16 protein-coding genes are annotated in these 18,232 nt (G+C 66.0%); 7 read left to right on the plus strand and 9 right to left on the minus strand.

What is annotated here, in order from left to right:
• Nucleotides 1–116: 116 nt before the first annotated feature.
• The gene (locus ACIBCN_RS13245) at nt 117–2,426 is read right to left on the minus strand and encodes a bifunctional serine/threonine-protein kinase/ABC transporter substrate-binding protein (RefSeq protein WP_396991728.1); all 2,310 of its coding nucleotides are present in this window, start codon (nt 2,424–2,426) and stop codon (nt 117–119) included.
• Nucleotides 2,427–2,869: 443 nt separating this feature from the next.
• On the opposite strand from ACIBCN_RS13245, the gene ACIBCN_RS13250 reads away from it, so the two are divergent.
• The gene (locus tag ACIBCN_RS13250; protein ID WP_396991729.1) at nt 2,870–3,355 is read left to right on the plus strand and encodes a GNAT family N-acetyltransferase; all 486 of its coding nucleotides are present in this window, start codon (nt 2,870–2,872) and stop codon (nt 3,353–3,355) included.
• Between the two features lie 40 nt (nt 3,356–3,395).
• Nucleotides 3,396–4,034, plus strand: coding sequence for a class I SAM-dependent methyltransferase (locus tag ACIBCN_RS13255; protein ID WP_396991730.1), 639 nt, complete (start codon nt 3,396–3,398; stop codon nt 4,032–4,034).
• A gap of 30 nt (nt 4,035–4,064) precedes the next feature.
• Here the strand turns inward: ACIBCN_RS13255 and ACIBCN_RS13260 are convergent, their stop codons facing one another.
• On the minus strand, nt 4,065–5,558 hold the full coding sequence (locus ACIBCN_RS13260) for a hypothetical protein (RefSeq protein WP_396991904.1): 1,494 nt from the start codon (nt 5,556–5,558) through the stop codon (nt 4,065–4,067).
• A 208-nt stretch (nt 5,559–5,766) separates the two neighbouring features.
• Here ACIBCN_RS13260 and ACIBCN_RS13265 point away from each other — a divergent pair, with 208 nt between their 5' ends.
• On the plus strand, nt 5,767–7,422 hold the full coding sequence (locus tag ACIBCN_RS13265) for a cytochrome bc complex cytochrome b subunit (RefSeq protein ID WP_396991731.1): 1,656 nt from the start codon (nt 5,767–5,769) through the stop codon (nt 7,420–7,422).
• Nucleotides 7,423–7,563: 141 nt separating this feature from the next.
• Here ACIBCN_RS13265 and ACIBCN_RS13270 read toward each other — a convergent pair whose 3' ends face one another.
• Nucleotides 7,564–7,773 carry a DUF397 domain-containing protein gene (locus ACIBCN_RS13270; protein WP_396991732.1) on the minus strand — a complete coding sequence of 70 codons (210 nt, stop codon included), beginning with the start codon at nt 7,771–7,773 and terminating at the stop codon, nt 7,564–7,566.
• A gap of 417 nt (nt 7,774–8,190) precedes the next feature.
• Between ACIBCN_RS13270 and ACIBCN_RS13275 the strand changes: the two genes are divergently transcribed.
• Genes ACIBCN_RS13275 through ACIBCN_RS13285 form a run of 3 tightly spaced genes read left to right on the plus strand, consistent with a single transcriptional unit; the run spans nt 8,191 to nt 10,406 of the window.
• Complete coding sequence (locus ACIBCN_RS13275) at nt 8,191–8,676, plus strand: DUF309 domain-containing protein (RefSeq protein ID WP_396991733.1); 486 nt, start codon at nt 8,191–8,193, stop codon at nt 8,674–8,676.
• Nucleotides 8,677–8,724: 48 nt separating this feature from the next.
• Nucleotides 8,725–9,642, plus strand: a complete 918-nt coding sequence (gluQRS, locus tag ACIBCN_RS13280) for a tRNA glutamyl-Q(34) synthetase GluQRS (RefSeq protein ID WP_396991734.1) — start codon at nt 8,725–8,727, stop codon at nt 9,640–9,642.
• 44 nt (nt 9,643–9,686) lie between these two features.
• Nucleotides 9,687–10,406, plus strand: a complete 720-nt coding sequence (locus tag ACIBCN_RS13285; RefSeq protein WP_396991735.1) for an RDD family protein — start codon at nt 9,687–9,689, stop codon at nt 10,404–10,406.
• Between the two features lie 75 nt (nt 10,407–10,481).
• On the opposite strand, the gene ACIBCN_RS13290 is transcribed toward ACIBCN_RS13285, so the two are convergent.
• Nucleotides 10,482–11,039 (minus strand): DUF4190 domain-containing protein, encoded by a 558-nt coding sequence (locus tag ACIBCN_RS13290; protein ID WP_396991736.1) that lies wholly within the window; start codon nt 11,037–11,039, stop codon nt 10,482–10,484.
• Nucleotides 11,040–11,068: 29 nt separating this feature from the next.
• Here ACIBCN_RS13290 and ACIBCN_RS13295 point away from each other — a divergent pair, with 29 nt between their 5' ends.
• Nucleotides 11,069–11,848: a queuosine precursor transporter gene (locus ACIBCN_RS13295; protein ID WP_396991737.1), complete on the plus strand. Its 780-nt coding sequence runs from the start codon at nt 11,069–11,071 to the stop codon at nt 11,846–11,848.
• A 54-nt stretch (nt 11,849–11,902) separates the two neighbouring features.
• Here ACIBCN_RS13295 and tgt read toward each other — a convergent pair whose 3' ends face one another.
• From tgt to ACIBCN_RS13320, 5 genes are all read right to left on the minus strand, one after another.
• The gene (gene tgt / locus ACIBCN_RS13300; RefSeq protein ID WP_396991738.1) at nt 11,903–13,147 is read right to left on the minus strand and encodes a tRNA guanosine(34) transglycosylase Tgt; all 1,245 of its coding nucleotides are present in this window, start codon (nt 13,145–13,147) and stop codon (nt 11,903–11,905) included.
• A 107-nt stretch (nt 13,148–13,254) separates the two neighbouring features.
• Nucleotides 13,255–15,174 carry an ABC transporter ATP-binding protein gene (locus tag ACIBCN_RS13305; RefSeq protein ID WP_396991739.1) on the minus strand — a complete coding sequence of 640 codons (1,920 nt, stop codon included), beginning with the start codon at nt 15,172–15,174 and terminating at the stop codon, nt 13,255–13,257.
• Nucleotides 15,171–16,904: an ABC transporter ATP-binding protein gene (locus ACIBCN_RS13310; RefSeq protein ID WP_396991740.1), complete on the minus strand. Its 1,734-nt coding sequence runs from the start codon at nt 16,902–16,904 to the stop codon at nt 15,171–15,173. The genes ACIBCN_RS13305 and ACIBCN_RS13310 overlap by 4 nt, the downstream gene beginning before the upstream one ends.
• Before the next feature lie 154 nt (nt 16,905–17,058).
• Nucleotides 17,059–17,568 carry an RrF2 family transcriptional regulator gene (locus ACIBCN_RS13315; protein ID WP_396991741.1) on the minus strand — a complete coding sequence of 170 codons (510 nt, stop codon included), beginning with the start codon at nt 17,566–17,568 and terminating at the stop codon, nt 17,059–17,061.
• A 46-nt stretch (nt 17,569–17,614) separates the two neighbouring features.
• Nucleotides 17,615–18,208: a TetR/AcrR family transcriptional regulator gene (locus tag ACIBCN_RS13320; RefSeq protein WP_396991742.1), complete on the minus strand. Its 594-nt coding sequence runs from the start codon at nt 18,206–18,208 to the stop codon at nt 17,615–17,617.
• Between the last annotated feature and the right edge of the window lie 24 nt (nt 18,209–18,232).

The following is an 18,232-nucleotide window of genomic DNA, read 5'->3' on the forward strand; positions in this document are numbered from 1 at the left end:
ACAGGTTTCAGGTGGTTGATAGCGCGCAAATAGGTGGCGTTACCAGGGGATAGACCGCTGCCGTTCAGTTGGCCCGTACCGACTGATGCGGACGGGTGTGGACCTGATCGGGCGGGTTAATTGACCTTGTAAAGCCAGGTTTGGGGCGTCGCGAGTTCGCCGGTGGTGGACCAGCGATAGGTGCGGGCGAGGCCGGTGCCCTCGTAGGCGCGCAGGTAGTCAACGAGGTCGGCGCGGGTCGCGCGGCCGGAGGTGATGCCTTTCAGGACGATCGTGGTGAGGTCGTAGGCTTCGACGGCGCTCGGGCCGGGAGCCTGGCCGTTGAAAGCCCGGTAGTCGCTGGCGAACTGGGTCACGACGGGGCCGCACGAGCAGGACACGAGCGCGCCCGCCGCCGAATTGCCTGCCTGGGTGGTGAAATCCGGCGTGACCGTGCTTTCCGCGGAGACGAACGGCGCGGTGATACCCGCGCGGCGCAGCTGTTGCAGCAGTGCGGCGGCCTCTTCGTAGTAGCCGGAGTAGAAAACGGCATCCGGTTTGACTGCGGCGATATCGGTTGTCACCGTGGTGAAGTCGCGGTCGCCCTTGCCGATCCCGGCCGCGCACTTCGGATCGGCGGCGGAGCCGAGGCTGGAGACGGCGCTCCCGGCCAGGCTGCTGCCGTAACCGGTTTTGTCCTGGATGACGCAGATCTTGCGGAAGTGGGCCGTGTCGATCAGATATTTCGCCAGGGCGGTGCCTTGGACGTCGTCGGCGGCCAACCCACGGAAGAATGAGTGCCAACCGTTGGTGGACAGTGCGGGGTCGGTGGCCGACGGGGACAGGAACGGGAGCCCGGCATCACTGAAAACCTTTCCCGTAGAAGCGATTTCCGTCGAGAACACCGGACCGACCAGCGCGACGATCGACGGGTCGTGCACGATCTGCGCGGCCACACTCGCCGCCTGCACGTCGCTCTGGACGTCGAATTCCCGCAGTGCGACAGAACATCCCAGATTGGCCTTCGTGAACTGATCGATAGCCAACTTCACCCCACCGCCGGCGGTATGCGCGGCACCCGCTGTCGTGGCAATGGTTACGGGTGCGCACGTCGCCTTACCATCACCAGCCGGAGTGAGCGCGGCGCTGGGTTTGCCAACCTCTTTGCCCTGGACATCAAGTTGCGTCACCGGCTCGAAGGCGCGCGACGCACCAGCGGTCCCCGGCGCCACTGCCCCCGCCCAATCAATTGGCCGCGATGCGCCCGGCCCGGATGATGCGGTATTCGACGAGGACCACGAATTCGCCCAGACGATCCCCGACACGATCGCAGCCACCACGACCAGCACCACCCCCGCCACACCGGCATTACGTGCGGTTCGCCCAGCCGGACGCGCTGCTATCAGCGCTTCCTGCCGCCCTTCGCTCGACTCGGCCGATTCCGTACGCTGACTCGGCTCCTCCCGCAACGTGCGCTCGTTCGACGCCGAGCCGTGTGCGGACGGGCTCCGAGGCGGGGATACCCACGGCTGCGGGACTGTGGGCGGTGCGTGCCCGGATGTTGTCGAGGTGCTCGAGGATTGGCGATCCGACTTGGCTCCTGGGCCGCGCGCGGCGACGGAGAGCGCTTGGCGTGCCGCCGTGGCGAACTCCGCGCAGGAGTCGAAGCGGCCTTCAGGGCGTTTGGCCAGTGCCTTTGTCAGTACGGCGTCGATGGCGGGCGGCAGGTTCGGGCGGCGGCTGGTGAGCGGGGGCGGCGGTTGCTGGAGATGCGCGGCGATCATGGCGGCCGGATTGTCGGCGGCGAAGGGGGCGGTGCCGGACAGGAGCCAGAAGAGGGTGCAGGCCAAGGCATATTGGTCGGTGCGGTGGTCGACGGTGCTGGCGGATAGTTGTTCGGGGGCGGCGTAGGCCAAGGTCGCGGCGAACATTCCGGTTCGGGTGAGCTGGTGCGCGTCGTCGCGGAGCCGGGCTATGCCGAAGTCGGTCAACAGGACTCGCTCGTCCTGACCGGCCGTCGGGCGGGACAGCAGAATGTTGGCCGGTTTCACGTCGCGATGCAGGACGCCGACGGCGTGCGCGTAATCGAGTGCCTTCGCGGTCTCGGTGATGATCTCCACCGCGCGTGCCGGGTCCAGCGAGTGGGGGTCGAGTGCTCCGGCGTCGATGCCGTCGACGTACTGCATCGAGATCCATCGGATGCCGTCGTCGACGCCGCGGTCGTATACCGCGACGATATTCGGATGATCCAGCCGCGCGACCAGTTCGGCCTCGCGCTCGAATCGTGCCAACATTTCGTCGTTGGCATGCAGGCCAGGACTGAGCAGCTTCAACGCGATCCGGCGCGGTAGCCGCGGGTGCCGCGCGAGGTACACCGAGCCCATGCCGCCGCGACCCAGCTGGCGCTCGATCACATACCCGGCGAAAACCTCACCAGCGCGCAGCATCCCGTCCTCTCAGACGTCCAGGCACCCGACCCCATTCCGCTCGATCGGCCCGCTGCCGGTCCTGAGCCGAATTGGTCACCGCCGCAATCCCATCCGTCACCGATTCCAGCTTCCGCCGGAATGACGAAAAGAGGCGGATGGTGTCCGCCCCGCTCCGACCGCGCCGGTCGTTCACCCGGCCATCGTAGCCTGCGTTTTTACGCGGGCGGGCGGACCCGAACGCGCTAGCCGGGCCCGCTGGAGCCGGTCGGGGCCTGCTAGTCGCCTGGCACGATAACTTCCTGATCAGGTGCCTTTACTCGCCCGGGCGAGGTCGCCGACGCGCCGCAGTATCCGCTGAGGCGGTAGCGGTCGGCGGGGAGATCGTGACGGGTTACTCGAATGGTCTGTCCGGCGGGGAATTCCGTTGACCTGGGCACAGCAGTTCCAGGAGGCTCGGAGTTGTGCACAGGAATACCGAGCCGGTCCGTCTCGAGCCGCTGACCGAGGACAATCTCGCAAGGCTGCTCGAGGCTGCGGTGGCCGACGCGGATCCGCTGGAGGTGATGCCGCCGGTAGCGGGTGCACCGGGCTGGAATGCGAAGCGTAAGCAGGCGTTTCTCGAGTTCCACCGCAGGCGATCGCTGCTGGCGGAGGCGCCGGTCGAATACACCTATCTGATCGCGGTGGGTAACCGCGTCGTGGGCGCCGCGCGGTTGCAGCCCGGCGAGGAGGGGCTCGAGGCCGGCGTGTGGATCGGCCGCTCGGAGCGTGGGCGGGGAGTGGGCCGGGCCGTTGCCAAGCAACTGCGGGCAGCTGCCGCTGAGCTCGGTGCACGCCGGGTCGTCGCGGTCACCACGGTCGACAATTCGGCGGCACGCAAGCTGCTCGGGGCGGCCACTTCGATAGTCAGTGGCGACACGGTGACGGCGACACTGGCGCTCGATTAGTGCCGCGGATCGGCGCTGATGCTGTGGCAGAGTGGGATTGATGGCTGGACCCGAATGGAATCACAACAGCTTTTACCACCGTTTTCTCGTGCGGCAACTACCGAAGCCGTGCGCCCGGGTGCTGGATGTCGGGTGCGGGGCCGGTGCGTTCGCGGTCGAACTGGCGCGGCATGCCACGCAGGTGGCGGCCATCGATCGGTCGCCCGTGATGATCGATGCCGCCGAACAGGTGACACCCGGCAACGTCACCTGCATTGTGGGGGACGTGTTGGAGCGGCCACTGCTTGCGGCGAATTACGACGCGATCGTGTCGATCAGCGCGGTGCACCACATGCCGCTCGACAAGGTGTTGCCGGTTCTGGCTGACGCGCTACGGCCGGGCGGGGTGCTGGCCGTTATTGCGCTGCCACGCACGGACCTGCCCCGCGAACTGCCGGTCGAAATCTTGGCGGCGGTTGGTCACCGGATTCTCGGAGTCGTATTCACTGGTCTCCGCACACTCACCGGCGGAAATTGGCACGCCATCGAGCCGAGTCACGATGCCATGCCGGTCGTTCTCGATCCGCCGCTGACGACTCGTCAGGTGCGGCAGCAGGCAGCCGTCATCCTTCCCGGGTCGCGGGTGCGGCGGCGCGTTTACTGGCGGTACTCACTGGTGTGGCACAAACCTGCTGACTAAATCTGTCTACCGAATTCCGCTGTAGCACAATCACTTCAAGGCCTGTGCGGCCTCGGCCAATGCGGCACGCAACAATGCTGAATAGGCGTCGAGATCTGGAACTGTCGCGGTATCGGCGTGCAGTGAGATTGTGACGGTTTCGCCGAGTCCGTGGACTCCGTGGGTCAACCGCATGACCGAACCGATCGCCGGGAAGCCGCCGGTGAAGCGGACCCGGCCGCCGCCGAAGGTGAGGTCCGCCGGGCCGCGGTGCACGCTGGAAACGACGGTGTGACCTGCGATGGAGTCGGGAACCGTGGCCAGCGGGTAGCGGGCGATATCGCGCCGGAGCAGCGGGGCGGGCACGACGGCGGTGACGCGATCTTGCGCCGACAACAGCGGATGCCGCGCGCGCACTCGCCGCTCGGCCATGGCCGCCGCGATTCTGTCGGCACGAAGGCGCAGATCGGGTTCGTCGATGCAGAGATCGACGCTGAGACTGCGGTAGTTGTTGCGCGCGTTGGACGTCGCGGTATCGGATAGCGCCATGGGCACCTGCGCACCGAGCCGCCGCACCGCCCCACCCCGCCCGTCGAGGTAGCGCGCGAGCGCGAGCGATACCGCGGTGAGCACGACAACGGTCACCGTGCGCCCAGGCACCCGCAATGCCGCCGCGTCGTACACCATCATTCGCACTGCGTGCGCCGAATCCGCTTCCGTTGCAGCCTGGTTGACCAGGCTCGGCGGAAAGTCCGGCCCGGGCGGCGGCAACTTCCCCGACGTGGTGAGCTCGGCGAGCTCCTGCTGCGCTCGAAAGGCCTGATAGCCACGGAAGACCGTGCGGGCCAGCCGAATCGGCATTCGCGGCAACGCCAGCATCGCAGCCATCGGCGCGGACGTCGCCGACCTGATCGGCACGCGAAGCAAGCCAGCAACCGAATCCCCCAGGCTGGCGGTCGGCCCGAATCCGCCGAGCTCGGCACCGACCGATCGAACCCGGGTCACCACCGCGGCGCCGGCCAGGCGATCGGGGCGAGGAGTACCTCCCGCAGAGGTGGTTTCCTCCGCCGGGCCCGCCTCGGCTAACAGCGCCCGCGCGATCTCGGCGGCGCGACGACCGTCGGCGAGTGCGTGCGACATCTGAAGAACAGCGACGAGCGTGGGCTCCGCAGGTTTCTGTCCGGGCGAAGGCGCGTCGACCACCCCGCGGAACACATGCAACCGCCAAGGCCGCACCGCCGCGTCGACGCCGGTGTCGAGCACCTCGCCGAGGGCCGCTTGCAGGTGCGCCCACTTCGGCTCCGGCAGCGGATGCTCGATGAACTGGTCGGGGGTGAAGTCGCACGGCACCCAGGACGGGTAGTCGAGATCGCCCGGCACGGCGCGCGCCCGGACTCGGAGGTCGGCGATTCGCCTGCTGCGTTCGGCGACGAAGGCGCGCAGGTCGGCGGACGGGAGTCCGGCATCGGCGAAGCAGTACAGCAAGAACAGATCGTTGCGGGTACGGGCCGACAGCCAGTACATCGTCGCGTCCGGCGCCGCCATCGCACTCACCGCCCGACAGTATCGAACCGGTCGGCCTACCCTCCGCTCGAATGCCAGGCACCTCCACTCGTCATTCTCGGACAGCACCGGCGGCGGCTGAATGATCTTGTTCCACAATCGGATCGCGCAAAAACCATCGATTCCCCGAAGGCCTCCTGCTACCGTCTGTAGTAGAACGCACACCACTCTCCAGGGGCGGGGGTCGACCATGGCAACACAACTCGGTCGCAAGGTCAGCGCGCAGGCGAATTCCGCCGACGAGCGATATCAAGCCGCAAACTTTCTCAAGCGGTCGATCAACAAGGTCTTTCCGACGCACTGGTCATTTCTGCTCGGCGAGATCGCGCTGTACAGCTTCATCATCCTGCTGCTTTCGGGCGTGTATCTGAGCTTGTACTTCGACCCATCCATGACCGAGGTGGTCTACAACGGCTCCTACCAGCCGTTACGCGGCGTCACCATGTCGCGGGCCTACGAGACGGCGCTGAACATCTCGTTCGAGGTGCGCGGCGGGTTGTTCGTGCGGCAGGTGCATCACTGGGCCGCATTGCTTTTCGCGGCATCGATCATCGTGCACCTGTTCCGGGTGTTCTTCACCGGCGCATTCCGCAAACCGCGCGAGGCGAACTGGGTGATCGGCTCGCTGCTGCTGATCCTGGCGATGTTCGAGGGCTACTTCGGCTACTCGCTGCCCGACGACCTACTCTCGGGCACCGGCCTGCGGGCGGCGTTCTCGTCCATCACGCTCGGCATTCCGATCGTCGGCACCTGGATGCACTGGCTGATGTTCGGCGGAGACTATCCGGGCACCATCATCATTCCACGCCTGTTCATCGCGCACGTGCTGCTGTTCCCCGGCATCATGCTCGCGTTGATCGCGGCGCACGTGGCGCTGGTCTGGTACCAGAAGCACACCCAGTACCCCGGTCCTGGCCGCACCGAGAACAACGTGGTCGGCGCGCGCATCGTGCCGGTGTTCTCGCTGGATCAGGGCTCGTTCTTCGCGTTCACCCTCGGCATCGTCGCCATCATGGGCGGCCTGCTGCAGATCAACCCGATCTGGAACATGGGTCCGTACAACCCTTCTCAGATCTCCGCGGGTTCACAGCCGGACTTCTACATGATGTGGACCGACGGCATGATGCGCCTCATCCCGCCGTGGGAGCTGTATCTGGGCCGCTATACGGTGCCCGCCCCGGTGTGGGGCGCGCTGATCATGGGCTTGGTGTTCACGGTGCTGATCATGTACCCGTGGATCGAGAAACGGCTGACCGGCGACTCGGCCGTGAATCACAACCTGCTGCAACGCCCGCGCGACGTGCCGGTGCGCACCGCGATCGGTGCGATGTCGATCGCGTTCTACGTCGTGCTCACGCTGTCCTGCGTGAACGACATCGTCGCCTACAAGTTCAACGTCTCGTTGAACGCGACTACCTGGACCGGGCGCATCGGCATTCTGCTACTCCCGCCGCTGGCCTACTTCGTGGCGTATCGGATCTGCCTCGGCCTGCAGCGCGGTGACCGTGCGGTGCTCGAGCACGGCGTCGAGACCGGCGTGGTCCGGCGGCTGCCGAACGGCGAGTATATCGAGCTCCATCAGCCGCTCGGCCCGGTGGACGAGCACGGCCATCCGATCCCGCTGGAGTATCAGGGCGCGCCGGTGCCGAAGAAGATGAGCAAGCTCGGCCTGGCGGGCAAGCCGGGGACCGGCAGCTTCTTCCGGGCCGATCCGTGGGAGGAGTCCGAGCGCAATCACGAGGCCGACCACAACGAAGAGCGGCGGCAGCTCGCGGTGCTGCGGAATTATCAGGAACGCGATAGCCGGGACGGAAACGGCGCGGGCGGTAACGGCTCTAGCCGTTAGCTGACAGCCATTAGCTGACGTGCGCGCATTATCCCGACATGCAAGTATTCGGACGCCGGAAACCCGATGCCCGAATATTGCGCGGCCCCGAGTCCGTGCCGACTCGGGGCCCGTAGTGCCTGTTCAGCCGACCTGTTGTTATCAGGCGCGCCCGAACTCCCCCTGCGTCACTCCAGTTAGGAATGCGTCCCACTGACCCGGGGCAAACGCCAGCACCGGGCCATACCCGTTGTCCTTGGTATCACGGACCGCGGTTTTGCCGTCGACTAGAAAGGCGACTTCCACACAGTTTCCGTCGGGACCGCTGTATGTGCTCTTGCGCCACACAGCATTCGTCAAATCAACCTCCACGGCACTAGCTCCTTTGCTGCGTCGAGAACGAGATTTCTTCTGACATCGTTCTAACTAGCACCGGCACCCGGCCAAGCAACGCCGAATCCCCTGCGCCTGCTGGAAGCGCGCAACTCAACGGTGCGTCGTTATCGCACTGTACGTCGGGGTGAATACACCCCACGAGGTTGCCCCCGCGCGATAAACACTAGCAGGCCTATCGAAAGTTTGCCCGTCTCTTGCTTATTCAATCATCGCAACTGCCAAGTTTGCGAAGATAAAATGTTGCGGAAACATTGCCAGCAGCTATCGACCATTCCTCTGATCGGACTGCCGCAAACTTTCCGGCCGATGTAATTGCTCCGTGATCCGTCATTGTTTCCTTATGTGGACACTGGCTCATCGACGCCACGGCCGGTTACGGGCATGATGGAAGTCATGGTTGACCGCGATCGCGACGACGCAGGTCGCGCCCTTAACTCTCGTCCGCGTGACCGATTGGGCCGCCCGCTGCCGTTCGGCAGTGTCGGAGTTGCCCGAATTCCCGATGATCTGAACCTGCCGCCACAGCAAACCCTCACCTTCGCTCAGCAACTGCTGGACGACGGATTGGCATTCAACGCGCACGAGGTATTAGAGGCGGCGTGGAAGAACGGACCGTTCGCCGAACGGATGCTGTGGCAGGCACTAGCGCAACTCGCTGTCGGTGTCACACACATCCAGCGCGGTAATCCCAAGGGCGCGCGCACGCTGCTCACCCGCGCGATCACCCGGCTGACCGAGTACCAGCCGGAAGCGGGCGCGCAGCCGCCCTACGGTATCGACCGCGCCGGCCTGATCGCACACTCCCAGGCACTGCTCGACGCTTTGGACGCGCAGGCACCGATCTCGCCGACGGAGCTGACGCCGCGGCTGCGCGGCTGATATCTACGATGGGCACCGTGTCCACGTCATCCCGCCCGCGCCGGGCCCGTGCCTGAGCCGGGTGCGGGCCGGTACGCGCCGAGCCCGTCCGGAGATCTGCACCTGGGAAATCTGCGCACGGCACTGCTCGCCTGGGCGTTCGCCCGCTCGACCGGTCGGCGCTTCCTGATGCGGGTCGAGGATCTGGATCGGGTGCGGCCGGGCGCCGAGCAACGGCAGCTGGACGATCTGGCCGCGATCGGACTCGACTGGGATGGACCGTTGGTCCGGCAGTCCGAGCGTCTTCCGTATTACCAGGACGCCATCGATCGACTCACCGCCGCCGGCCGCACCTACGAATGCTTCTGCACGCGAAGGGAAATCCAGCAGGCGGCGACCGCGCCACACGGTCCGCTCGGCGCCTATCCCGGCACCTGTCGCACGCTGACCGACCAGGCGCGCAGGAGGTTTCGCGAACAAGGGCGTCCGGCCGCGCTGCGCTTGCGGGCCGCGGCAACCGAATTCGAGATCGTCGACGACCTGCACGGGCGCTACCGGGCACCGGTGGACGACGTGGTGCTCCGGCGCGGCGACGGCATCCCGGCCTATAACCTCGCGGTCGTGGTCGACGACGCGGCACAGGGCATCGACCAGGTGGTGCGCGGCGACGACCTGCTACCGTCCACCCCACGCCAGGCCTATCTCGCGACGCTGCTCGACCTTCCGGTGCCGCACTACGCGCACGTTCCGCTGGTACTCAATGCCGATGGACAACGTCTGGCCAAGCGCGACGGCGCGGTGACGCTGGCCGATCAACGCACGCTCGGCGACACGCCCGACCAGGTAGTAGCCGCGCTCGTCCACTCGCTCGGCTACCCGGCGACCTCGGCGGCGGCACTGCTCGACAGCTTCGACCCGGCACATCTGCCGCGCGAACCGTGGATACTCGACGGGAATGGGTTGTTGCAACGCAGTCGATGTCCGTAACGTACGCATTCGTCCAACTACTGATCACTCGACGAGGACAAACTATGACAAGCGGTGGGTACGACCCCAACCAATATCCGCAGGGCGGGCAGCCGTATGGGCAGCCGTACCCGCAAGGCGGCCAGCAGCAACCGCAAGGCGGTCAGCAGTTCCCGCAGGGCGGCCAACAGTTCCCCCAGGGCGGCCAGCAGCCGCCGCAGTACGGGCAGCAGCCGCCGCAGTACGGGCAGCAGCCGCCGCAATACGGCCAGCAGCCGCAGTACGGTCAGGCGCCGCAGTACGGGCAGCCGGATCAGTACGGCCAGTACCCGCAGCAGCCGGGCGGCTTCAACCAGTACGGTGGCCAGCCGGGTGACCTCGGCACCCGCATCGGTGCGCGCGTCATCGACGCGATCATCCTGGCGATCCCCTACGCCATCCTCTACGTGCTGTTCAGCGGTTCGACCGGGGCCACCATCGGCCTCTCCGTGGTCTGGACGGTGGTAGAACTCGCCTACTTCGTCGGCATGGAGACCACCCAGGGCACCACGCTCGGCAAGAAGATCCTCGGGCTGAAGGTGCTCGCGCCCGGCGGCGCGGCCAAGATCGAACCGGTCACCTCGCTCAAGCGCAACCTGTTCCTCGCGGCGAACATCATTCCGTGCGTCGGTGGTCTGGTCTCGCTGGTTCTCGCGATCTACATCATGGTCACCATCTCGCAAGACCCGAACAAGCAAGGCTGGCACGACAAGTTCGCCGGTGGCACCCAGGTCGTCAAGTCCTGACCCTGATCGGCTGAAGACACGCGCAGGGGCGCACCCGTTCTCGGGTGCGCCCCTGACGTTTTCGTGAAGTCGCGGCTAGGTGGTTCCGGCGATGAGTACGACGACGAACCACAGGACCGCGAGCACGATGGCGCCGACGCCGATCCAGATGCCGGCCAGCGCCATGCCCTTGCCCTCTTGGCCGCTCTGCTTGACCTGGTTCAACGCGATGACGCCGAGGATGATGCCGACGATCGAGCCGAGGCCGCAGGTGACGAATCCGGCCAGGGAGGAGATCAGGGCACCGATCGCCATGCCGTTGGTGCCCTGCTGCTGCGGCATCCCGTACGGCTGGTAGGCGGGCTGGTAGCCATAGTTCGGCTGACCATACGGTTGCTGCGGCTGGCCGTACGCCTGCTGCGGCTGTTGCTGGCCATATGCCTGCTGCGGCGGCTGGTAGCCCGGGTACTGCTGTTGCGGGGGCGGTGTCATGGGCTGGGCGGGCTGCTGCGGGTATTGCGGCGCCGACGGGTACCCCGATGGCTGTTCAGCGTTCGGGTATTGCGGAACTGAGCTCTGCGCACCGGATTCCGGCGATACGCCCTGGCCGCCGTACTGTTTCCACCATTCGTCGGAATCGCCGGGATTCGTCATTGCTACAGGGTATTCCACAACCTGGTTGGATGATGCGGGTGAGTGAGCCGAATAAAATCGAAGTCCCCGAATCTGGACACCCCGCGCCGGACCATGCGGCATTCGCCCAGGTGGCGCGGGGGTACTACACACCGATCGTGGCGTTGTTCACGGCGACGCTGATCATCTCCAACATCTGTGCGACCAAGGGCGTGCAGTTCTTCACCGATCACTCGGTGAAGATAGGGCCGCTCGAGGTGCTACCGATCAGCACCGACGGCGCCTGGTTCCTTTTCCCCCTCGCCTACATCCTCGGCGATGTGCTGAGCGAGATCTACGGCTTCAAGTCCGCCCGCCGGGCCATCTACTTCGGGTTCGCCACCCTGCTGTTGACGGTGGTGTGCTTCAAGATCGCGATCGAGTTGCCCGCGGCGACGTTCTACGAGAACCAGGACGCGTTCCGCACCGTCATCGGCACCACGCCGCAGCTGGTCGCGGCCGGCCTGGCCGGTTATTTCGTCGGTGAGATGCTGAACTCCGCGACGCTGGTGCTGATCAAGGAACGGACCAAGGAAAAGCACCTGTGGGCGCGGCTGATCGGCTCCACCGTGGTCGGCGAGTTCGGCGACACGCTGATCTTCTGCTCGATCGCGGCCACCGCCATCGGCATCGACTCGTGGAGCCAGTTCGTGAACTACGTGATCGTCGGCTTCCTGTGGAAGACGCTCGCGGAGGTCATCGTGCTGCCGATCACCTATCGGGTGATCGCCTGGCTCAAGAAGAACGAGCCGACCTACGCACCGAGCAAAGAACCCGCACTACTCAGCTGAAAGACATGGGCGGCCACCGAACTTCACGCCGCCGTGGAGTTCGGGGCCACCGGTCTACGGGGTCGGAACGCGGCCCTTCCAGCGACCGAGCGTCTCGGCCTTGTGCTCGTCGAAGTAGCCGCCCTCGATGCTCGCGCGGATGCGGTCGACCAGCCGAATGGTGTAGCGCTCGTTGTGGATCGTGCACAGGGTCGCCGCGAGGATTTCCTTGGCCTTGAACAGATGATGCAGGTAGGCGCGGGTGTAATTGGCGCAGGTGTAGCAGTCGCAGGTGTCGTCGATCGGGGTGAAGTCGCGCCGGAAACGGCTGGTGTTGATGTTGAATCGGCCCTCGGCGACGTAGATGGCGGCATTGCGGGCGACCCGGGACGGGTTCACGCAGTCGAAGGTGTCCGCGCCGTTCTCCACCGCCGTGAAGATGTCCTCCGGCTCGCTGATGCCGAGCATGTGCCTGGGCTTGTCCTCGGGCAGTTCGTCGCAACACCAGCCGACGATGGTGCCGAGGTTGCTCTTTTCCAGCGCGCCGCCGATGCCGTAACCATCGAAACCCGTTCCCTCGCTACCGCGCAACGATTCCAGGCCGCGACAGGCCTGACGGCGCAGGTCTTCGTACTGCGCGCCCTGGATGACACCGAAAAGCGCCTGGTAGGGACGGTGTGCGCGGGCCGAGGTCAGCCGCTCGTGCTCATCGAGGCAGCGTTGCGCCCACGCGTGCGTGCGCTGCAGTGACTTCTCTTGGTAGCCGCGGGTATTGAGCAGGGTGGTGAGCTCGTCGAAGGCGAACATGATGTCGGCGCCGAGCTGATGCTGGATGCCCATGGACACCTCGGGGGTGAACCGGTGCTTCGAGCCGTCCAGGTGCGAGCGGAAGGTGACGCCGTCGTCGTCGACGGTGGCCAGCCGCTCCTTGCCCTTCGCGATCACGTCGTCGCTGCGCACGTCCACCGCCTCCATGGCGAGCACCTTCTTGAAGCCGACGCCCAGCGACATCACCTGGAATCCGCCGCTGTCGGTGAAGGTCGGCCCCGCCCAGTTCATGAACTTGCCGAGCCCACCCGCCTCGTCCACGATGTCGGACCCCGGCTGCAGGTAAAGGTGATAGGCGTTGGCCAGCAACGCCTGGGCCCCGATCTCCCGCATCGTCTCCGGCAACACCGCCTTCACCGTCGCCTTGGTGCCCACCGGGATGAACGCGGGCGTGGCGATCGAACCGTGCGGGGTGTCGATCACCCCCGCCCGGCCATGCCGCCCGTCGAGGCGGCTACCAACGGTGAACGAGAAGGAACCAGGGTCTGACACCCGGACATCCTCCCAGGGACGAACGCCCCGGGCGAAGGCGGTGGTCGGCAAGATACGACAAGGGCCGCCGCGCCGAGGTGAACGGCGAAGCGGCCCTTGATCGAACGCTAGACGTCGGCCGATGCCGCCGCGAACTGTGCGTTGTACAGGCGGTAGTAGGCGCCGCGTTCCTCGAGCAGGCGTTCGTGGGTGCCGTGCTCGACGATGCGGCCCTGCTCCATCACGACGATCAGGTCGGCGTCGCGGATGGTGGACAGGCGATGCGCGATGACGAAGCTGGTGCGGTCGCGGCGCAGGGCCGCGGTCGCGTGCTGCACCAGCAGTTCGGTGCGGGTGTCCACCGAGCTGGTCGCCTCGTCCAGGATCAGGATGGACGGCTTCGCCAGGAACGCCCTGGCGATGGTGATCAGCTGCTTCTCGCCGGCGCTGACGCCGGAGCCCTCCTCGTCGATGACGGTGTCGTAGCCGTCGGGCAGCGCGTGCACGAACCGGTCCACGTACGCGGCCCGCGCGGCCTCGAGGATGTCTTCCTCGCTCGCGTTCGGATTGCCGTAGGCAATGTTCTCCCGGATGGTGCCCTTGAACAACCAGGTGTCCTGCAGCACCATGCCGATGCGGGAGCGCAGGTTGTCGCGGGTGATCCGGGTGATGTCGACACCGTCGATGGTGATGGCGCCGGAGTCCAGCTCGTAGAACCGCATCAGCAGATTCACCAGCGTGGTCTTGCCCGCGCCGGTGGGACCGACGATGGCGACCACGTGGCCCGGCTCGGCGATCAGCGACAGCCGCTCGATCACCGGCTTCTCCTCCTCGTAGCGGAAGGAGATGCCCTCGAACTCGACCTCGCCGCGGTCGACCGGGCGGGTATCGGCCGCGATGGGGTCCGGGCTCTGCTCCTCGGCGTCGAGGATCTCGAAGATCCGCTCGGCCGAGGCGACGCCGGACTGCAGCAGGTTGGCCATCGCGCCGATCTGGGTGAGCGGCTGGCTGAACTGACGCGAGTACTGGATGAACGCCTGCACCTCGCCGAGCGAGAGCTGACCCGTCGCCACCCGCAGGCCGCCGACCAGCGCCACCAGCACGAAGTTCACGTTCCCGAGGAACATGATGGCCGGCATGATCAGCCCGGAGATGAACTGCGCCTTGAAGCTCGACTGGTAGAGCTCCTCGTTGCGCTTGTCGAACTCGGCGCCGACCTCGCGGTTGCGGCCGAACGCGGTGACGATCTCGTGCCCGGTGTAGGCCTCCTCGACCTGCGCGTTCACCAGACCGGTGTTTTTCCACTGGTCCACGAAGTGCGGCTTGGAGCGTTTCGCGATCAGCGCGGTGACGGTGATCGCGGCGGGCACGGTGAGCAGGGCGATCAGCGCCAGCAACGGCGAGATCCAGAACATCATCACCAGGATGCCGATCACCGTGAACACCGAGACGATCAGCTGACTCATCGTCTGCTGCAGGCTCTGCGACACGTTGTCGACGTCGTTGGTGACCCGGCTCAGCACGTCGCCGCGCGGCTGGGAATCGAAGTAGCGCAACGGAAGTCGATGGATCTTGTCCTCGATTTCGCCGCGCAGCCGCTTGACCGTCCGGTTGATCACCATGTTGAGCAGGAAGGCCTGCAGCCAGCCGAACACCGACGCGCCGATGTAGAGCGCGAGCACCAGCATGAGCACATGGCCGACGGCGGTGAAGTCGATGCCGACGCCGGGGGTGACGTTCATGGCGCTGAGCATGTCGGCAAAGGTGCTGTCGCCCTTGGACCGCAGGTACTCGACCGCCTGATCCTTGGTGGTCCCCGGCGGGAATTTCAGCTGCTTGCCGACCACGCCGTCGAAGACGAGGTTGGTCGCCTTGCCGAGCATGTACGGGCCGAGCGTGTTCAGCACCACCGAGGTGATGGCGAGCAGCACGACGAGCCAGACGAACTTCTTTTCCGGCGCGAGCCTGCGCAGCAGCCGCTTCAGCGACGGGCCGAACGACTTCGCCTTGGCATCCGGCGCACCGGGGGCCGGCATTCCTGGCCTCATCGCACCTCCTCCGCGCTCAGCTGGGATGACACGATTTCCTGGTATTCCTTGCAGTCGCGCAGCAATTGTTCGTGCGTGCCGATTCCGGCCATTTCGCCGTCCTCGAGCACCACGATCTGGTCGGCGTCGCGGATCGTCGTAATCCGTTGCGCCACAATGATTACCGAGGCATCCCTGGTGACGGGCCGCAGCGCGTCGCGCAACCTGGCGTCGGTCGCCTGGTCGAGCGCGGAGAACGAGTCGTCGAACAGGTAGACCCTCGGCTGCTTCACCAATGCCCGGGCGATGGCGAGCCGCTGGCGCTGGCCGCCCGAGACGGTGGTGCCGCCCTGGGCGACCGGAGTCTCCAAGCCCTGCGCCATCTCTCGGACGAAGTCGTCGGCCTGCGCGATCTCCAGTGCGCGCCACAGTTCCTCGTCGGTGGCGTCGGGATTGCCGTAGCGCAGATTGCTGGCGACCGTCCCGGAGAACAGGTACGCCTTCTGCGGGATGAGCCCGATCTGTTCGCGCAGCAACTCGAGGTCGATGTGCCGGACATCGGTGCCGCCGAGGTAGACGGCGCCGTCGGTGACATCCATCAGCCGCGGAATGAGGTTGAGCAGGGTGGTCTTGCCCGAACCGGTGGAACCGACGATCGCGGTGGTCGTGCCCGGCTTCACCTCGAACCGAATGGCTTTGAGCACCGGCTTCTCCGCGCCGGGGTAGGCGAACTCGGCGAACTGGAAGTCGACATCGGCCGGGTCGCCCTTGAACGGCTGCGGCAGCGGCGGCGGCACGACCGAGGACTCGGTCTCCAGCACCTCCCCGATCCGGTCGGCCGAGACCGCGGCGCGCGGCGCCATCATGGCCAGGAACGAGGCCATCATCACGGCCATCAGGATCTGCATGATGTAGGACAGCATCGCGGTGAGCGAGCCGATCTGCATGGTGCCCGCGTCGACCGCGTGGCCGCCGAACCAGATCACCGCCACCGCGGTGATATTGCTGATCAGCATGACCAGCGGGAACATCAGCGCCATCAGCCTGCCGACCCGCAACGCGGTGTCGGTCAGCTCCGTGTTGGCGACGCCGAAGCGCCACGTCTCCTGGCGTTCCCGGACAAACGCGCGGACCACGCGGATGCCGGTGATCTGCTCGCGCAGCACCCGGTTGACCTCATCGATCCTGGTCTGCATGTCCCGGAAACCGGGCACCATCCGGCTGATGATCCACCCCATCGACAGCCCGAGCACCGGCACCGCGATGAGCAGCAGCCAGGACAGGCCGAGATCCTCGCGCAGCGCCATGATGATGCCACCGATGCACATGATCGGCGCCATCACCAGGATGGTCGCGGACATCGCGATGAGCAGCTGAACCTGCTGAATGTCATTGGTATTGCGGGTGATCAGCGACGGCGCGCCGAACATGCCGACCTCGCGCGCGGAGAACGTGCCGACCCGGTGCAGCAGTGCGCCCCGCATATCGCGGCCCGCGCTCATCGCCGCCTGCGCGCCGAGATACACCGAGCTGCCCGAGGCGAGGATCTGCACGCCGGTGACCGCGAGCATGCGTAGACCGGTGCTCCAGATATATCCGATATTGCCCTTGGTGACGCCGTTGTCGATGAGATCGGCGTTGAGACTCGGCAGATACAGCATCGCGATCACCGAGATCAACTGCAGCACAACGACCCCCGCCAACTGGGCGCGGTAGGGGTACAGATAGGTGCGCAGAAGTCGAATCAGCATGATGAATCGCAGAATACCGGCGAACAGTGACGTGCGTCGCAAACATTTCTGACCTGCATAAATGCCCTCCGTCGAGGCGCTTACCCGCGCCTGGCGTCCAATTCGGTGGCCCTGGCATCTGATTCAGCGGGTGATATGTCTGATTCAGCGGGGCCTAATTCAGCGGGCGCTCTCTACGCGCCCATGCGCCCGGATCATTCGTGAGCGCGTCGACGAACTCGGGTAGCCGATTGTTGGCGACGTCGTCGATCGAAACATTCTCCAGTACCGCACGGATATTCACGCGCAAGGCGATCCAGACACGCTGCAGCGATTCGGCCGCGCCCTGATAGGTCACGTCCTCCGGGCGTTCGCCGCGCACCGAGGCGAGCGGACCCTCGATGGCCCTGATCACGTCGGCGACAGAGATCTCGGTGGCCGGGCGGGCCAGCCAGTAGCCGCCGTCGGGACCGCGCCTGCTGATCACCAGACCGGCCCTGCGCAGGTCGCCGAGCACCGTCTCCAGCACCTTCGGCGGGATTCGCTGGGCCGTTGCGATCGCCTCGGCCTTCACCACCGGCGCGGCCTGCACGACGGGGCCGGGCGCGGCCTGGTTCAGCTGCGGCGCGCGGGCGATCTCGAGCAACGTCCGCACCGCGTAGTCGACCTTCGCGGTGATGTGCACAGCGTCTCCTGGCGTTTTCCGGTTGGTCCGTCCGAGTAGCTGCAATCTACGCGCTGCCACGCGGGTTGAGCACGCAGGTCGCCGCATCGAGCAGCGTGGTCTCCACCAGCGCGTCGTCGGCGCCCGGCGCGAATTCTCGGGACATCAGCGCGACGCCGAGCATCGCGAGCGCCGCGCCGGCCCGAAGCTTCGCCTCATCGGTGGCGTCCGGTCCGGCCAGCCATTCGCGCAGGGTCTGGTCGTCGTCGACGAGGTCGGGGTGCCGGTCGGCCATCGCGTTGACGATCGTCACGGTGTCGCGCAGCACCAGCGCGCCCGCGGCACGGTGGTGCACCATGCCGCGCAGGTAGTTTCGCAGCACATCCCGAATGCCGTCCGCGTCGTGCGAGGCCTGGTCGAGATCGACCACCACCGAGCGCAGGTGGTCGATGATCGGATCAATAATCGCGTGCAGCAGATCGAGCTTCGAGGCGTAGTGATAGTAGAGCGATGCCTTTGTGATTCCTACCGCATCCGCGACCTCGCGCAGGCTCGTCTGCTCGAATCCTTTGTCGCCGAATAGCTTCACCGCGGCGTCGCGGATCGCGGATTTCGTGCCTCGACCAGCGGCGACGCCGCCGGGGGTGGAACGCGCGGTCATCGGATGATCCTCTCACCATTCGTG

It is taken from the genome of Nocardia sp. NPDC051052, from assembly GCF_044456045.1.
In the GTDB taxonomy this organism is placed as follows: Bacteria; Actinomycetota; Actinomycetes; order Mycobacteriales; family Mycobacteriaceae; genus Nocardia.

Excerpts from the sequence above, each read along its gene's own strand:
- ACIBCN_RS13285 (WP_396991735.1), top strand. The coding sequence starts at position 9,687 with ATGACAAGCGGTGGGTACGACCCCAACCAATATCCGCAGGGCGGGCAG.
- ACIBCN_RS13310 (WP_396991740.1), bottom strand. The coding sequence starts at position 16,904 with ATGCTGATTCGACTTCTGCGCACCTATCTGTACCCCTACCGCGCCCAG.
- ACIBCN_RS13260 (WP_396991904.1), bottom strand. The coding sequence starts at position 5,558 with ATGGCGGCGCCGGACGCGACGATGTACTGGCTGTCGGCCCGTACCCGC.
- ACIBCN_RS13255 (WP_396991730.1), top strand. The coding sequence starts at position 3,396 with ATGGCTGGACCCGAATGGAATCACAACAGCTTTTACCACCGTTTTCTC.
- ACIBCN_RS13245 (WP_396991728.1), bottom strand. The coding sequence starts at position 2,426 with ATGCTGCGCGCTGGTGAGGTTTTCGCCGGGTATGTGATCGAGCGCCAG.
- ACIBCN_RS13305 (WP_396991739.1), bottom strand. The coding sequence starts at position 15,174 with ATGAGGCCAGGAATGCCGGCCCCCGGTGCGCCGGATGCCAAGGCGAAG.
- ACIBCN_RS13320 (WP_396991742.1), bottom strand. The coding sequence starts at position 18,208 with ATGACCGCGCGTTCCACCCCCGGCGGCGTCGCCGCTGGTCGAGGCACG.
- ACIBCN_RS13275 (WP_396991733.1), top strand. The coding sequence starts at position 8,191 with ATGGTTGACCGCGATCGCGACGACGCAGGTCGCGCCCTTAACTCTCGT.
- ACIBCN_RS13265 (WP_396991731.1), top strand. The coding sequence starts at position 5,767 with ATGGCAACACAACTCGGTCGCAAGGTCAGCGCGCAGGCGAATTCCGCC.
- ACIBCN_RS13290 (WP_396991736.1), bottom strand. The coding sequence starts at position 11,039 with ATGACGAATCCCGGCGATTCCGACGAATGGTGGAAACAGTACGGCGGC.
- ACIBCN_RS13295 (WP_396991737.1), top strand. The coding sequence starts at position 11,069 with ATGATGCGGGTGAGTGAGCCGAATAAAATCGAAGTCCCCGAATCTGGA.